General features: G+C 63.9%; 15 protein-coding genes, 2 tRNA genes and 1 pseudogene. 1 reads left to right on the top strand and 17 read right to left on the bottom strand.

What is annotated here, in order from left to right:
- From QAZ22_RS31220 to QAZ22_RS31140, 17 genes and pseudogenes are all read right to left on the bottom strand, one after another.
- On the bottom strand, nucleotides 1-1,095 hold the full coding sequence (locus QAZ22_RS31220) for a BMP family ABC transporter substrate-binding protein (RefSeq protein ID WP_278208000.1): 1,095 nt from the start codon (nucleotides 1,093-1,095) through the stop codon (nucleotides 1-3).
- Nucleotides 1,096-1,121: 26 nt separating this feature from the next.
- Nucleotides 1,122-2,501, bottom strand: coding sequence for an amidohydrolase (locus QAZ22_RS31215; protein WP_278204743.1), 1,380 nt, complete (start codon nucleotides 2,499-2,501; stop codon nucleotides 1,122-1,124).
- A 1-nt stretch (nucleotide 2,502) separates the two neighbouring features.
- Nucleotides 2,503-3,162: a glutathione S-transferase family protein gene (locus QAZ22_RS31210; RefSeq protein ID WP_278204742.1), complete on the bottom strand. Its 660-nt coding sequence runs from the start codon at nucleotides 3,160-3,162 to the stop codon at nucleotides 2,503-2,505.
- Entirely contained in the window at nucleotides 3,159-4,004 is an 846-nt protein-coding gene (locus QAZ22_RS31205) for an aromatic ring-hydroxylating dioxygenase subunit alpha (RefSeq protein ID WP_278204741.1), read from the bottom strand. Before QAZ22_RS31205 ends, QAZ22_RS31210 begins: the two co-directional genes overlap by 4 nt.
- Entirely contained in the window at nucleotides 4,001-4,651 is a 651-nt protein-coding gene (locus tag QAZ22_RS31200; RefSeq protein ID WP_278204740.1) for a Rieske 2Fe-2S domain-containing protein, read from the bottom strand. Before QAZ22_RS31200 ends, QAZ22_RS31205 begins: the two co-directional genes overlap by 4 nt.
- A gap of 162 nt (nucleotides 4,652-4,813) precedes the next feature.
- Entirely contained in the window at nucleotides 4,814-5,047 is a 234-nt protein-coding gene (locus QAZ22_RS31195) for an acylphosphatase (protein WP_278204739.1), read from the bottom strand.
- A gap of 73 nt (nucleotides 5,048-5,120) precedes the next feature.
- A pseudogene (locus QAZ22_RS31190) lies at nucleotides 5,121-5,627 on the bottom strand (site-specific integrase); the annotation flags it as partial.
- A gap of 54 nt (nucleotides 5,628-5,681) precedes the next feature.
- Nucleotides 5,682-5,757, bottom strand: a tRNA-Phe gene (locus QAZ22_RS31185).
- Between the two features lie 154 nt (nucleotides 5,758-5,911).
- Nucleotides 5,912-6,133, bottom strand: a complete 222-nt coding sequence (gene yacG, locus QAZ22_RS31180; protein ID WP_278204738.1) for a DNA gyrase inhibitor YacG — start codon at nucleotides 6,131-6,133, stop codon at nucleotides 5,912-5,914.
- Nucleotides 6,130-6,756: a Maf-like protein gene (locus QAZ22_RS31175; RefSeq protein WP_278204737.1), complete on the bottom strand. Its 627-nt coding sequence runs from the start codon at nucleotides 6,754-6,756 to the stop codon at nucleotides 6,130-6,132. The genes yacG and QAZ22_RS31175 overlap by 4 nt, the downstream gene beginning before the upstream one ends.
- 128 nt (nucleotides 6,757-6,884) lie before the next feature.
- On the bottom strand, nucleotides 6,885-7,103 hold the full coding sequence (gene infA, locus QAZ22_RS31170) for a translation initiation factor IF-1 (protein WP_006200926.1): 219 nt from the start codon (nucleotides 7,101-7,103) through the stop codon (nucleotides 6,885-6,887).
- Nucleotides 7,104-7,316: 213 nt separating this feature from the next.
- A complete protein-coding gene (locus QAZ22_RS31165) occupies nucleotides 7,317-7,709 on the bottom strand; it encodes a low molecular weight phosphatase family protein (protein WP_278207999.1) in 393 nt (130 codons plus the stop codon).
- A 220-nt stretch (nucleotides 7,710-7,929) separates the two neighbouring features.
- Nucleotides 7,930-8,415, bottom strand: coding sequence for a UPF0262 family protein (locus tag QAZ22_RS31160; protein WP_278075429.1), 486 nt, complete (start codon nucleotides 8,413-8,415; stop codon nucleotides 7,930-7,932).
- Nucleotides 8,416-8,417: 2 nt separating this feature from the next.
- Nucleotides 8,418-9,710 (bottom strand): histidinol dehydrogenase, encoded by a 1,293-nt coding sequence (gene hisD, locus QAZ22_RS31155; RefSeq protein WP_278204733.1) that lies wholly within the window; start codon nucleotides 9,708-9,710, stop codon nucleotides 8,418-8,420.
- Between the two features lie 9 nt (nucleotides 9,711-9,719).
- The gene (locus tag QAZ22_RS31150) at nucleotides 9,720-10,154 is read right to left on the bottom strand and encodes a DUF2948 family protein (protein ID WP_278204732.1); all 435 of its coding nucleotides are present in this window, start codon (nucleotides 10,152-10,154) and stop codon (nucleotides 9,720-9,722) included.
- Nucleotides 10,155-10,372: 218 nt separating this feature from the next.
- Nucleotides 10,373-11,665, bottom strand: a complete 1,293-nt coding sequence (gene murA / locus QAZ22_RS31145) for a UDP-N-acetylglucosamine 1-carboxyvinyltransferase (protein WP_278075426.1) — start codon at nucleotides 11,663-11,665, stop codon at nucleotides 10,373-10,375.
- 142 nt (nucleotides 11,666-11,807) lie between these two features.
- Nucleotides 11,808-12,032, bottom strand: a complete 225-nt coding sequence (locus QAZ22_RS31140; protein WP_278204731.1) for a hypothetical protein — start codon at nucleotides 12,030-12,032, stop codon at nucleotides 11,808-11,810.
- Nucleotides 12,033-12,257: 225 nt separating this feature from the next.
- Between QAZ22_RS31140 and QAZ22_RS31135 the strand changes: the two genes are divergently transcribed.
- Nucleotides 12,258-12,332, top strand: a tRNA-Thr gene (locus tag QAZ22_RS31135).
- Nucleotides 12,333-12,402 lie beyond the last annotated feature (70 nt).

The raw sequence follows: 12,402 nt of genomic DNA, 5'->3' as shown, positions 1-12,402 counted from the left end.
TCACTTGGGCAGCGGCGTGGTGACACCCTTGACGTGCCAGTCCATGGCAACGATCTCGGCCCCGGTCATCGTCTTGCCGGCGGGCACGCCCTCGCTGCCGTCGGCCTTGACGATCGGACCGGTAAAGGGCGAGAAGCTGCCGTCGGCGATCTTGGCTTCAACGTCCTTGATCCTGGCCATCATGTCGGCCGGGATTCCCGGGTTCCAGTCAACGACCTCGACCACCTTGTCGCCGACACCCAGGAAAGCGTTTGCGCCCTTGAAGGTGCCGCCGATGTGGGCGTCGACCGAGGCCTTGAAGAAGGGCGACCAGTCGGTCGCCACGCAGCCGAGGTAGTTTTTGGGCGCGTATTTCTTCATCGACGAGTTGAGGTTGAAGGCGGGGACGCCGGCCTCTTCGCACGCCGAGACGACGGAGGGTGTGTCCTGCGCGTTGGAGAAGATCACGTCGCATTTCTGCGCTAGCAGCGCCTTGGCGGCCTCCTGCTCCTTGGCCGGATCGAACCAGGAGTTCACCCATACGACCGAAACCTCGACATCGGGCTTCACCGCCTGCGCTCCCAGCGTGAATGCGTTGATGGAGGTGATCAGCTCGGGAATGGCGAAGGCAGAGACCGAGCCGAGCTTGCCAGTCTTCGAAAGCGCGGCTGCCGCCATGCCCATAAGGTAGGTACCCTGGGAATATTGAGCCGCGAAGGGCGAGAAGTTCGGCGCCACCTGGAAACCGGAAGCGTGCAGCACGGTTACGTCGGGATTGCGGCGCGCGATCTGCAGGGCGCCGTTCTGATAGCCGAAGGAGCCGGCGACCAGGAACTTGTTCCCGTCGGCGACCGCCTTGTTCATGATCCGGTCGGCATCGGGTCCTTCCTGTATGTTCTCGATGACGGTTACCTTCACCTTGTCGCCGTAGGCAGCCTTCACAGGCTCAAGTCCGTCGGCGAGCGCACGGCCCCAGCCGACATCGCCGACCGGCGACGGGACCACGAGCACGATGCCCAGAGGTTCGTCGGCGGCAAGCGCGCGGCCGCCCACCGCCGCGACGAGCCCAGAGGCGGCCGCGCCTTTCATCAGTGTTCTGCGGGTAAGATTTGTCAGCATGTCGGTTCCCCTTGTTTTGGTTTCTAAAATTCCACCGTCGCAAGCGCCGCCTCGGCTTGCGCGAACAGCCTGGCCTCGTCGAGCCCCGGGAATTCGCCTTTGGCCCAGACGATGCGGCCGTTGATCATGGTCATGTCCGTCGGCGCGCCTATGCCCACCTTGGCCAGCAGGCTCAGCGGATCGTGCCGCGTGCCGACATAGTCCATGCGCCGCGTGTCGATGGCGAAAAGGTCGGCGGCCATGCCGGGCGCCAGCCTGCCGATGTCGCCGCGCCCGAGCAATGCCGCGCCTCCGGTCGTCGCATAGCCGAGAAAATCGGCCGGCGGCGGCACCGGATGGTCGCGCGTCGACGCCGACAGGCACTGCAGCATGTAGGCGGAATGGATGCAGTGCATCAGGTTGGAATTGTCGTTTGAGGCGGCGCCGTCGCAGCCCAGACCCACACTGAGTCCGAAGGCCGACATCGCCGGAATATCGGTGATTTCGGCGCCGACGAGATAGACCGGTTCCGGGCAGTGGGCGACGCCGGTGCCACTCGCGGCCATCTTGCGCAGCTCGTCGTGAGTCAGTTCCCAGCAATGGGCATAGAAGGTATCCGGCCCGCAGAAGCCGATGTCCGCGCAATAGTCCACCGTGCGCATGCCGTGAAGGGCCTCGATTACCGGGCTTTCGCCCTCGCCGACATGCGTATGCATGCGCACCCCGCGGTCGCGCGCCAGCGCCACCGATTCCACGAAGGTGTCGCGATAGCAGTTGACTGGCTGGCAAGGCGCGACGACGACCTGCCGCATGCCGAAGGGACCGGCATCATGGTAGGCGTCGATCAGCCGGGCGCAGTCGGCGATGAATTCGTCGGTCGTTTCCAGCATGGCGTCGGGGATGGTCGAGCCTTCCGATTTGGGCAGCGTGTTGCCGCCGCGTCCGGCATGGAAGCGCATGCCGAGCAGTTCGGCTGCTTGGAACTGCCGGTCGATCAGCCGCTTGCCCGCCTGTCGCGGAAAGCAATACTGATGGTCGAATGCCGTCGTGCAGCCGTGCTTTATCAGCTCGGCCATCGCCGTGACCGATGCGTGGTAGAAGCATTCCTCAGTCAGCCGCGAGAAAATGGGATAGATGCGGTCGAGCCATTCGATGACCGACAGCTTCGTCCAGTCCAGATCGGCGCGGTTGCGCACGAAGCATTGAAAGAAGTGGTGATGGGTGTTGACGAGGCCGGGATAGACGAACCAGCCAGCGGCGTCCTGCGTGACTGTTCCAACGGGCAGCTCTGCCTTGTCGAGGCCCGCGCCGATGGCCCGTATTGCCGGGCCGTCGGTCAAGACATCGACATTGCGTCGGATGTCCGGACCGTTGCCCTCGTCCACGATGACCGCCGCGCAGCCCTTCAGCAAATAGCCCGCCACGTCAGGCCTCGCCGACTTCGAGGACCGGCGCGGGTGTCAGTTCGTGCAGCCGGTGGATGCCCGGCATCTCGATGAAGCCATGGAGACTGCGGACCGCCCGTAACCAGAGCCGGATCGCGGGATAGGGGTCGAGCGAAACGCCGCCGTCCGGCGCCAGCGCAACATAGGGAAAGCAGGCAATGTCGGCGATCGTCGGTCGATCCGACGCGAGGAAGCGCTGGCTGCGGATATGCTGTTCGACGAGGCCGGCTTCCAGCTCCCGCAGGGCCGCTATTCCCTGCTCCTGAAGGGCGGCGATATTGCCCGGACGCAGCAGCATCTCGTGCAAGCGCGCCGCCCCAAGGCTCGAGGTCAGCCGGTGCGAGAAGGACAGCCATTGCTGGACGCGCGCCGCCTGCCCGGCCGTATCATTGCCCAGCCATTGGGGTGCCGCCTTCGCGGCTACATAGACCAGCATGGCCGAGGATTCGGTCAGCACGAGGTCGCCATCCTTAAGGATCGGGATCGACCCCGCCGGATTGAGCGCCATGAGCTCAGGACCGCGATGCTCGCAACCGGGATGGAAGTCGACAGGGCGGATGTCGAGCGTCACCCCGATCAACGCAGCCATGAGGCGCACCTTGTAGCAGCTCGGCGACAGCACGTAGTCGTAGAGCTTCATTGCGCCACCAGTTGCGCGCCGTAGGTGTAGCCGTGGCGTTTCAGCCAGCGCCGGTAGGCAACCGAGGTAAGGTCGGCGCGCGTGGGAATCTCCATGCCGGGATCGAGCGGCAGCAGCCTCGGAATCTGGTTTTCGAGGATCGACCGGTCCTGAACGAAGATCGTCTGCTGGAAATGGATCAGGTCGGTCATCGGTGTTTCGTCATCGAACAGCGCCATCCATGGCCAGACGTCGCACAGGTCTTCGGCAAGTGGTTGCACGAAAAGTGTGATGACGTCCCATTCCGCTGGGCGAGGCGGGCAGGTCTTGTAGAGCACCGAGCAGGTCGGCGCGGGCACGCGGTACATGTATTCCGTGGTGATGCCACCTTCCGCCGACTTTGCGGCCTGCGGCTGGTAGAACTTCACCTGAGTGGCCCAAACCTCGTCTTCGTCCTCTCGGATCTCGACCTTGTAGTTCTGCACCTCCGTATGCGGCTCGGCCCCCAGTATGTCGGTATGCACGAAAGGAAAATGCGCGATGTCCAGGAAGTTCTCCACCGCACGCAATGGCGAGCAGCGCACGCGCACCACCCCGACATCGACGAGCCGGCGGCCCGGCTGATCGGCCTCGGGGATCGCAAACAGCGGCTTTTGTGGATCACCGAGCGATGACCAGACATGGCCGTAGCGGATGCAGGCCGGCAGGTCACGTCCGTTACCGCCCGTGACCTTCGCGTTTCCGTCTTCGCCGCGCCTCACCATGATCGGCTCGCCCATCAGGGCCGTCCTGCGCCCATGCGCATCGAGCTGGCTAGCAAGGCTGACAGGGTACCATCCGTCGATCATCGTGTTGCGGGTCATCGGGCGATCCCGGCGCGTGCAATATCCTCGGCCGCCCGCCGCAGCGCCTCGGCGGCCCTCGACGCGGCGATACGCTCGTCCGGATTGCTGTCCTCGTCCACCAAAACATGCATCAGTGTGCGCGCCTGCCCATCGGGAGCAAGCAGCAGCCAGACGGCCTGTTCATCGTGGGTGTAGTCGAGCAGGCCTCCAGCGGCCTTCGTGCCCGCGGCCGCCTCCAGCGCCACGATGCCCGCTTCCACCACCATGGAGCGGAGCGGCGCAAGACCCTCGAACCGCGGCGGCCCGGCGGCGGGTTCGCCAACCGAAATCCATATGATGCCGCCGCCATCCTCGACGTGCTGCGTCGCGACACGAATCGTGTCCGGCGGCGTCAATGCCGGATGGGCCGGAATGCGCTGGCAGTTTCCCGCCTTGGCGTAGCTCCAGCCGTGATAGATGCAGGCCAGGGTCTCACCGCGTACGAAGCCGTGGGAAAGGCGCATGCCGCGATGGGGGCATCTGTCGGCGAAGGCCGCCGCACGGCCGGAGCGGGTTCGCCAAAGGGCAACCGGTCCGGCCGGGGATTGCGCCGGCATTACGGTTCCCGCCGGCAAGTCCGCGGAGAGGGCAACAGGCATCCATGAGCCGGTGGAATAAGGCGGCATGCATCAACTTTCAAAACGGCACCAGCATCTTCCCGAGCGAGCTTCGCGGTCAAGGATATGCCAATATGCCGGGTTACGTTTGCACAACATTTCCTCACTGGCAACAATGCCTAAAAAAGGTGCATGCCGCCTCGGCAGGCAGAGGGCCGCTGGCCCAGAAACCTAGCCCGATTCGCTCTCGACCGGCGCCCGGCGGATAGTCTCGACCCAGACATCGATTGGTCCAAGAGAGCACCCCATCTCCATCATGTCGATGAGTTCGGCCGGACCGGCAATGTCGAGTTCAATGCGGTCGGGACCGGCAAGGCATATTGCATGCGTGAGCCCGAGCTTGGCGGCATGACGCTCGATCCACGGAAGAAAGGACGCCACCTCGATATCGCCGAGGATCGTCATGCGCTCCCGCCAGGAACATCGATTTTGCTCGCTCATAGAAAACCTCGGCAATGAAGCTGATATATCTATCTATTTATCTATTTACATCGTGCTCAATCGCTGAGGAAGTTCGTCTCGGCCTGTGGTGAACCGTCGTTGATGGGTTCAAAGTAGACCGTCGTGATGGCTTGTGGGTAGCAGGCTTGCCGCGTACCCCGATTTGAGATCAGCTGCGGGTTTTTGCCTTCGAGTTCATCTAGATAGTCGGCCCACCATTGCATCATCTTGACGCGCTCTTCCCAGTGCTCTGCGCGCGCATAGGCGCGACGAACGTCGTTGTCCTCGATGTGGGCCAGTTGCCGCTCTATGGCATCCGGATGCCACTTGCCGCATTCTTTTAGCAGAGTAGATGCGGTTGCTCGAAACCCGTGGCCGTCGCTTCGTCCTTGCTGTAGCCCATACGACGTAAGGCGGTGTTCAATGTGTTGTCGGAAATCGGACGGGAGGGTGACAGCACACTTGGAAAGAGCAACGTTCCAACGCCGGACATTTCCTTGAGCTGCGTCAGGATATTCACAGCTTGGCTTGGCAGAGGGCTTTGCAGAAACTGCAGCGTAGAAGCTTCGGCGAAAGGGAGGGGCGGGACAAGAGGCGTTGGTGCCCAGAGGCGGATTCGAACCACCGACACGCGGATTTTCAGTCCGCTGCTCTACCAACTGAGCTATCTGGGCCTGTGCCGGCTAACGGGATCGCCCGCCGGGTTTCACCAGGGCGCCGGGCGGCGCCCCTGGAAAGCGCGTGGGTTATAGCATGGGAATTTCGCCTGTCCAGCGCTTAGGTGTTGATAAAGAAAAATCGCGGGAAATGGCCGATTGCCACGCGCATTCACGCCTCGTCTTTGGGCGAAGGGCCTTGCTTCGGGCCGTCGTCTTCTTCCTCCTCGTCGTCGCGGCCGGGGATGACATAGGCGCCTTTCAGCCAGCGATTGAGGTCGATATCCTTGCAGCGCGCCGAGCAGAACGGATAGTGCTCGCGCGCGGAAGGCTTGCCGCATTCGGGGCAGGGTCGCTTCGGGCGGAGCGGCGTGACCTTGTCGTCCGGGCTCATGGCCGCGCGACGTGCCAGTTCTTGTGCGCCTTGAAGCCCTCGCCGGAAAGCAGCGCCACACTCTCATAAAGCGGCAGGCCGACCACATTGGTGTAGGAGCCGACCAGCTTGACGACGAAGGAACCGGCAAGCCCCTGCACGGCATAGCCGCCGGCCTTGCCGCGCCATTCGCCCGAGGCGACATAGGCGTCGATCTCCTCGCGCGGCAGCCGCTTGAAGCGGACCCTGGTTTCCACCAGCCGCTGCCTGAGCTTGCCGCCCGGGGTGATCAGGCAGATGCCGGAATAGACGCGGTGCGAGCGGCCGGAAAGCAGGCCGAGGCAGTTCACGGCGTCGTCGATGGTCTCGGCCTTGGGCAGGATGCGGCGCCCGACGGCCACCACCGTATCGGCGGCGAGGACGAAGGCCGGCGCATGGTCGTCCTCGCTTTTCAGCGAGGCGAGCGCCTTCTCGGCTTTTTCCTTGGACAGGCGCTTGGCCAGCGAGCGCGGATGCTCGGCGCGCAGCGGCGTCTCGTCGACGTCGGCCGGTAAAATGCGGTCCGGCTCGATGCCGGCCTGTTGCAACAGCTCGATGCGGCGCGGCGAACCCGAGGCAAGCACCAGCTTCTGCAGGATGCTCATGGGAGTATGATGCCGAAAAGTGTGAAGCGGTTTTCGGACGACATCATGCTCCACTCCCTGGTTTGGAGCCGGATGATTTCAGGTCGAACAGACCTGAGATCATCGGGCTCTGGGTTCGCGCCGAACTGTTACTTGAAACGGTAGGTGATGCGGCCCTTGGTCAGGTCGTAAGGCGTCATCTCGACCAGGACCTTGTCGCCGGTCAGCACGCGGATGCGGTTCTTGCGCATGCGGCCGGCCGTGTGGGCGATGATCTCGTGCTCGTTTTCGAGCTTCACCCGGAACATCGCATTGGGCAGCAGTTCCGTGACCACGCCCGGAAACTCGAGGACTTCTTCCTTCGGCATTCGATACCTTTGCTTGGATGGCGGTTCCGGCGCCTAGAGCATGATGCCGAAAAGTGTCAAGCGGTTTTCGGGCGACATCATGCTCTACTTCTTTGATCCGGAGTCGGATGATTTCCAGCCGAACCGGAAATCATCCGGCTCCGGCCGGAATTTGCGGCGGAACCTATATGATAATCGCCCGCTTGTGAACATGCTTAATCGGCAGCGCATTTTTCACTCCGGCGGCGCGAAACGCTTGGCAATGCGCGCTTTCAGCCGTTCGCGCACGTCGCGATAGGCCGCCATGATGTGCTCGCGCGTGCCCCCGGTGTCGGTCGGGTCGGGCATCGGCCAGTATTCGACCTCGACGGCGAGCGAGCGGGTGAGCTCGAGCGCGGCGTGGTGCGCTTCCGGCGCCAGCGTCACGATCAGGTCGAAATAGTCGTCCTCCAGCTCGTCCAGCGTTCTCGGCTGCCGCTCGCCGAGCGTCAGACCCTCCTCGGCAAGCACGGCGTCGACGAAGGGATCGCGCTCGCCGCTGCGCACCCCGGCCGAAGCGACGAAGGTGGTGGCCGGCAGGAACCGTCGCGCCAGCTGTTCCGCCATCGGCGAGCGAACGGCGTTCATGCCGCACAAAAACAGGATCGAATGCGGCAGTGCGGCCGGCACTAGAGCATGGTCCCGAAAAGTGGGAACCGGTTTTCGGAGAAGACCGTGCTCCGACTAAAGAGCATGGTCCCGAACCGGAGGTCAGCGAACGCAAAAAGTGGGAACCGGTTTTCGGAGAAGACCATGCTCCAACAAAGAATTAGATCAGGATGGCGACTCAACGAAACGTCATCCTGATCTAGCCCCGCCAGTGCAGCACGCAGACCAGCGTGAACAGTCGCCGCGCCGTGTCGAAGTCGATCTCGATCTTGCCGGCCAGCCGGTCCATCAGCGTCTGTGAGCCTTCATTGTGCAACCCGCGCCGCCCCATGTCGATCGCCTCGATATGGCTGGGCGTCGAGGAGCGGATGGCCTCGTAGTAGCTTTCGCAGATCAGGTAGTAATCCTTGACGATGCGCCTCAGCGGCGTCAGCGACAGGATGTGCGTGACCACGTCGGCGCCGTCCTCGCGGCTGACGGCGAACACCAGGCGCTGCTCGGCCAGCGACAGCTTAAGCCTGTATGGGCCGGCGCCGTCGTCATTGACCGGCCGGAAGCTGTTTTCCTCGATCAGGTCGAAGATCGCCACCGCCCGCTCATGCTCGACATCGGGCGTCGAACGTCCGATCGATTCGTCGAGCTCGACGTCGATCAGCCTGTCGCGGTTTTGGTGGCGGCCGGACATCGCTACATGTTCAGCCTGATCGCCACGGAGCGTGCGTGTGCGTCGAGCCCTTCCGCCTTGGCGAGCGCGATCGCCGCCGGTGCCAGCGCCTTGAGCTGCTCCGGGCCGAGCTTCAGGATCGACGTCCGCTTGACGAAATCGAGCACGGACAGGCCCGAGGAGAAACGCGCCGAGCGCGCCGTCGGCAGCACGTGGTTGGAGCCGCCGACATAGTCGCCGATCACTTCCGGCGTGTGGCGCCCGAGGAAGACGGCCCCGGCATTGCGCATCTTGGCGAGGAAGTCCTCGGCCGCGTCGAAGGCGAGCTCGACATGCTCGGCCGCGATGCGGTCGACCAGCGGCAGCGAGGCTTCGATCTCCGGCACCAGGATCACCGCGCCGAAATCGCGCCAGCTCGCCGCGGCCGTCTCGGCGCGTGGCAGGGTCTTCAACTGGCGCTCGACCGCGTGCTCGACCGCCTTGCCGAACTCCGGGCTGTCGGTGATCAGGATCGACTGCGCCGACGCGTCATGCTCGGCCTGCGCCAGCAGATCGGCGGCGATCCAGTCCGGATCGTTTTCGGCGTCGGCCACGACCAGCACTTCCGACGGCCCGGCGATCATGTCGATGCCGACGGTGCCGAACACCTGGCGCTTGGCGGCCGCGACATAGGCGTTGCCCGGTCCGACGATCTTGGCGACCGGCTTGATCGTCTCGGTGCCGTAGGCGAGCGCGGCGACCGCCTGCGCCCCGCCGATGCGGTAGATCTCCGAAACGCCGGCAAGGTCGGCCGCGACCAGGACCAGCGGATTGATGACCCCGCCGGAGGCTGGCACCACGATCACGATGCGCTCGACGCCCGCGACTTTCGCAGGCACGGCATTCATCAGCACCGAGCTCGGATAGCTCGCCGTGCCGCCCGGCACATAGAGGCCGACGGCCTCGATCGCCGTCCAGCGCGAGCCGAGCTCGACGCCGGCCGCGTCCGTATAGCGGTCGTCCTTCGGCTTCTGCCGCTCGTGATGCGAGCGGATGCGGTCGCGCGCGAATTCAAGCGCTTCGACCGTGGCGGGGTCGGCCGCGGCATAGGCCTTGGCGATGTCGTCCCTGGACACGGCGATGCCGAGCTTGCCGAGATCGGCCTTGTCGAATTTCAGCGTGTAGTCGATGAGGGTCTTGTCGCCCTCGGCGCGCACCCGCGCGACGATGTCGCGCACCACCGCCTCGACATCGGCCGACACCTCTCGCTTGGTGGTGAGGAATGCCGAAAAGCGCTGCTCGAAATCGGCGTCGGTTTGGCTAAGCGTGATGGCCATTGTCTGCGCTCAGGTCCTGTGAACAGGGCGTGAGGTGGCTTCCCAGGCACCGCCGATGTCGGCGAGCCGGGCCTCGATGCACTCGACGTCGAGCATGATCGTGCCGCCTCCGGAAAACACCAGTTCGATGATGCCGGCCGGCTTGCTGATCGCAACGAAGCTGATCGCCAGCAGCGAAAGCACCTCGGCCGGCTTGTCACGGGCGATGCCGCTGGTCTTGGCGCCGAGCACCCGGTCGAAATGCAAAACACTTTGGCGCCGCTCGTTGTGCTGGCGGAACAAGCCGGACTTCGCCTCCCAGACGAAGCGGTTCATGCTCAGCACGAAGCGTTTGGCCGCCGGCAGGTATTCGAGGTCGGAGACCTTCATCACGGCGTCCTGAACATGGGCCGAGACGATGCTCAGGTCCTGGTCGTCGAGCGCGATGAGCTTGAGAGCGGCCATGCGGTATGCACACCTGAAGGTTGACGGTTCAAGCTTCTGTTAGAACATGATCCCGAAAAGAGGAAACCGGTTTTTGCTTTTCGCGGACCTGCGGTTCGGCAAAGATCATGCTCAAACAAAATTCTAGAGCGTGTCGAACTCGACAAAATCGAGATCAATCACGCTCTAGTGGGTCTTTTCCGCCGGTGCAACTCGCCCGAAACGGATGCGGCGAAGCGTCAGCCCGAAATCCGCTCGATCACCGCGCCGCAGCCGGAGAGCTTCTCCTCCAGCCGCTCGAAGCCGCGGTCGAGGTGGTAGACGCGGTTGACGACGGTCTCGCCTTCGGCGGCGAGGCCGGCAATCACCAGCGATACCGAGGCGCGCAGGTCGGTCGCCATGACTGGCGCGCCTTTCAGCTTGGCGACGCCGTCGACGATCGCCGTCTGGCCGGAAAGCGTGATGTGGGCGCCGAGGCGGGCAAGCTCCTGCACATGCATGAAGCGGTTCTCGAAGATCGTCTCGGTGATGCGGGACTTGCCCTTGGCCATTGTCATCAGGCCCATGAACTGCGCCTGCAAGTCGGTCGGGAACGCCGGGAAAGGCGCGGTGGTCACATCGACCGGCGCAATGCCGGCGCCGTTGCGCTTGACGCGGATGCCCTCATTGGTCGGCGTGATCTCGGCACCCGTCTCGGCGATGACGTCGAGGGCGCTCTGCAGCAGGTCGGGCCGCGCGCCGTCGAGCATCACGTCGCCGCCGGTCATCGCCACCGCCATGGCATAGGTGCCGGTCTCGATGCGGTCGGGGATGACGCGCACGCGGGCGCCGGACAGCGCCTCGACGCCCTGGATGGTGATGGTGGAGGTGCCGGCGCCATGGATCTTGGCGCCCATGGCGATCAGGCATTCGGCGAGGTTGACGATCTCCGGCTCGCGCGCGGCGTTTTCGAGCACCGTCTCGCCCTTGGCGAGCGAGGCCGCCATCATCAGCACATGCGTGGCGCCGACCGACACTTTCGGGAACACGTAGCGATTGCCGTGGAGACGGCCGTTCTTCGTCTTGGCGATGACGTAGCCGTTGTCGACGTCGAGCTCTGCGTCCAGTGCCTGCAGGCCCTCGAGGAACAGGTCGACCGGGCGCGTGCCGATGGCGCAGCCGCCGGGCAGCGACACCTTGGCCTCGCCCATGCGGGCAAGCAGCGGCCCGATGACCCAGAAGGAAGCCCGCATCTTCGACACCAGCTCGTAAGGCGCGGTGGTGTCGACGATGTTGCGGGCGGAAAAATTGATGGTGCGCGAATAGCCTTTCTGCTGGCTCTCGCGCCGGCCGTTGACGGAATAGTCGACGCCGTGATTGCCGAGGATGCGGATCAGTTGCTCGACATCGGCCAGATGCGGCACGTTCTCCAAGGTCAGCGTATCGTCGGTGAGCAGCGAGGCGATCATCAGTGGCAGCGCCGCGTTTTTGGCGCCCGAGATCGGAATGCTTCCGGCAAGCTCATTGCCGCCGACAATTCTGATGCGATCCATGAAAGAACGTCCCCTCGGCCCGGACGGGCCGGTTTCAATCGGTTGAGTATGTCCGGCTCTAGACTATTGGCCGGCGCGGTTCAAGAAATAGGATTTCCCCATCTGTGGACCAAGTGTGGCCGGCCAGTGTGGCTGATTTGAGTTACTTTTTCTGCATTTTTCCTGCAGACGGCAGGCCCTCCGGCCACTGATCGGGATCGCAGGCGCGCTGCTTGTCAGTGTCGCAGGCGCGCTGCTTGTCAGCCTCCCCGGCGCGCCGGGAGCGCGCCTGCGCCTTACGTTTCTGCAGGTTGGCGCGCAACGCTTCGGCGAGGCGGTCCTTGCGCTCGCCGCCGCCCTTTTTCGGTGGATTTGCCTTGTCGTTCATCGTCCGTCCCCGCCGGCGTATAGCCGGCTCTGGTTCAGGCATAGTTATCATTGTGGCGCCGCCATGTCATGGAAGACTGCCTGGAAGCGGGCTCCACAGCTGTGGCGTTCGATGCATGCCGCCCGAAACCGCGCGGCGGTTTTGCGACAACGACATGCGTCGTTTTTAAGGTTTTCTTGGCCTTGCGCTTGCCGGTTCGTTATGGCAGAAGCGCCGCCATCGCAGGCTGCGGTAGCTCAGTGGTAGAGCACTCCCTTGGTAAGGGAGAGGTCGAGAGTTCAATCCTCTCTCGCAGCACCAGCCTATCCCATTGAAATCGCGGCCACGGCCGGCGTGCGGCGCACCGCTTGGTGAACCGGACAGAGCCTTT

It is taken from the genome of Mesorhizobium sp. WSM4906 (genome assembly GCF_029674625.1).
Taxonomy (GTDB): domain Bacteria; phylum Pseudomonadota; class Alphaproteobacteria; order Rhizobiales; family Rhizobiaceae; genus Mesorhizobium.
Note: the sequence above shows the minus strand (reverse complement) of the source record. Positions and strands in the feature narration are given on the sequence as shown.

Coding starts and splice junctions, on each gene's coding strand:
- QAZ22_RS31210 (WP_278204742.1), bottom strand. CDS start 3,162: ATGAAGCTCTACGACTACGTGCTGTCGCCGAGCTGCTACAAGGTGCGC.
- QAZ22_RS31205 (WP_278204741.1), bottom strand. CDS start 4,004: ATGACCCGCAACACGATGATCGACGGATGGTACCCTGTCAGCCTTGCT.
- QAZ22_RS31200 (WP_278204740.1), bottom strand. CDS start 4,651: ATGCCGCCTTATTCCACCGGCTCATGGATGCCTGTTGCCCTCTCCGCG.
- QAZ22_RS31195 (WP_278204739.1), bottom strand. CDS start 5,047: ATGACGATCCTCGGCGATATCGAGGTGGCGTCCTTTCTTCCGTGGATC.
- yacG (WP_278204738.1), bottom strand. CDS start 6,133: ATGAGCCCGGACGACAAGGTCACGCCGCTCCGCCCGAAGCGACCCTGC.
- QAZ22_RS31175 (WP_278204737.1), bottom strand. CDS start 6,756: ATGAGCATCCTGCAGAAGCTGGTGCTTGCCTCGGGTTCGCCGCGCCGC.
- infA (WP_006200926.1), bottom strand. CDS start 7,103: ATGCCGAAGGAAGAAGTCCTCGAGTTTCCGGGCGTGGTCACGGAACTG.
- QAZ22_RS31165 (WP_278207999.1), bottom strand. CDS start 7,709: ATGAACGCCGTTCGCTCGCCGATGGCGGAACAGCTGGCGCGACGGTTC.
- QAZ22_RS31160 (WP_278075429.1), bottom strand. CDS start 8,415: ATGTCCGGCCGCCACCAAAACCGCGACAGGCTGATCGACGTCGAGCTC.
- hisD (WP_278204733.1), bottom strand. CDS start 9,710: ATGGCCATCACGCTTAGCCAAACCGACGCCGATTTCGAGCAGCGCTTT.
- QAZ22_RS31150 (WP_278204732.1), bottom strand. CDS start 10,154: ATGGCCGCTCTCAAGCTCATCGCGCTCGACGACCAGGACCTGAGCATC.
- murA (WP_278075426.1), bottom strand. CDS start 11,665: ATGGATCGCATCAGAATTGTCGGCGGCAATGAGCTTGCCGGAAGCATT.
- QAZ22_RS31140 (WP_278204731.1), bottom strand. CDS start 12,032: ATGAACGACAAGGCAAATCCACCGAAAAAGGGCGGCGGCGAGCGCAAG.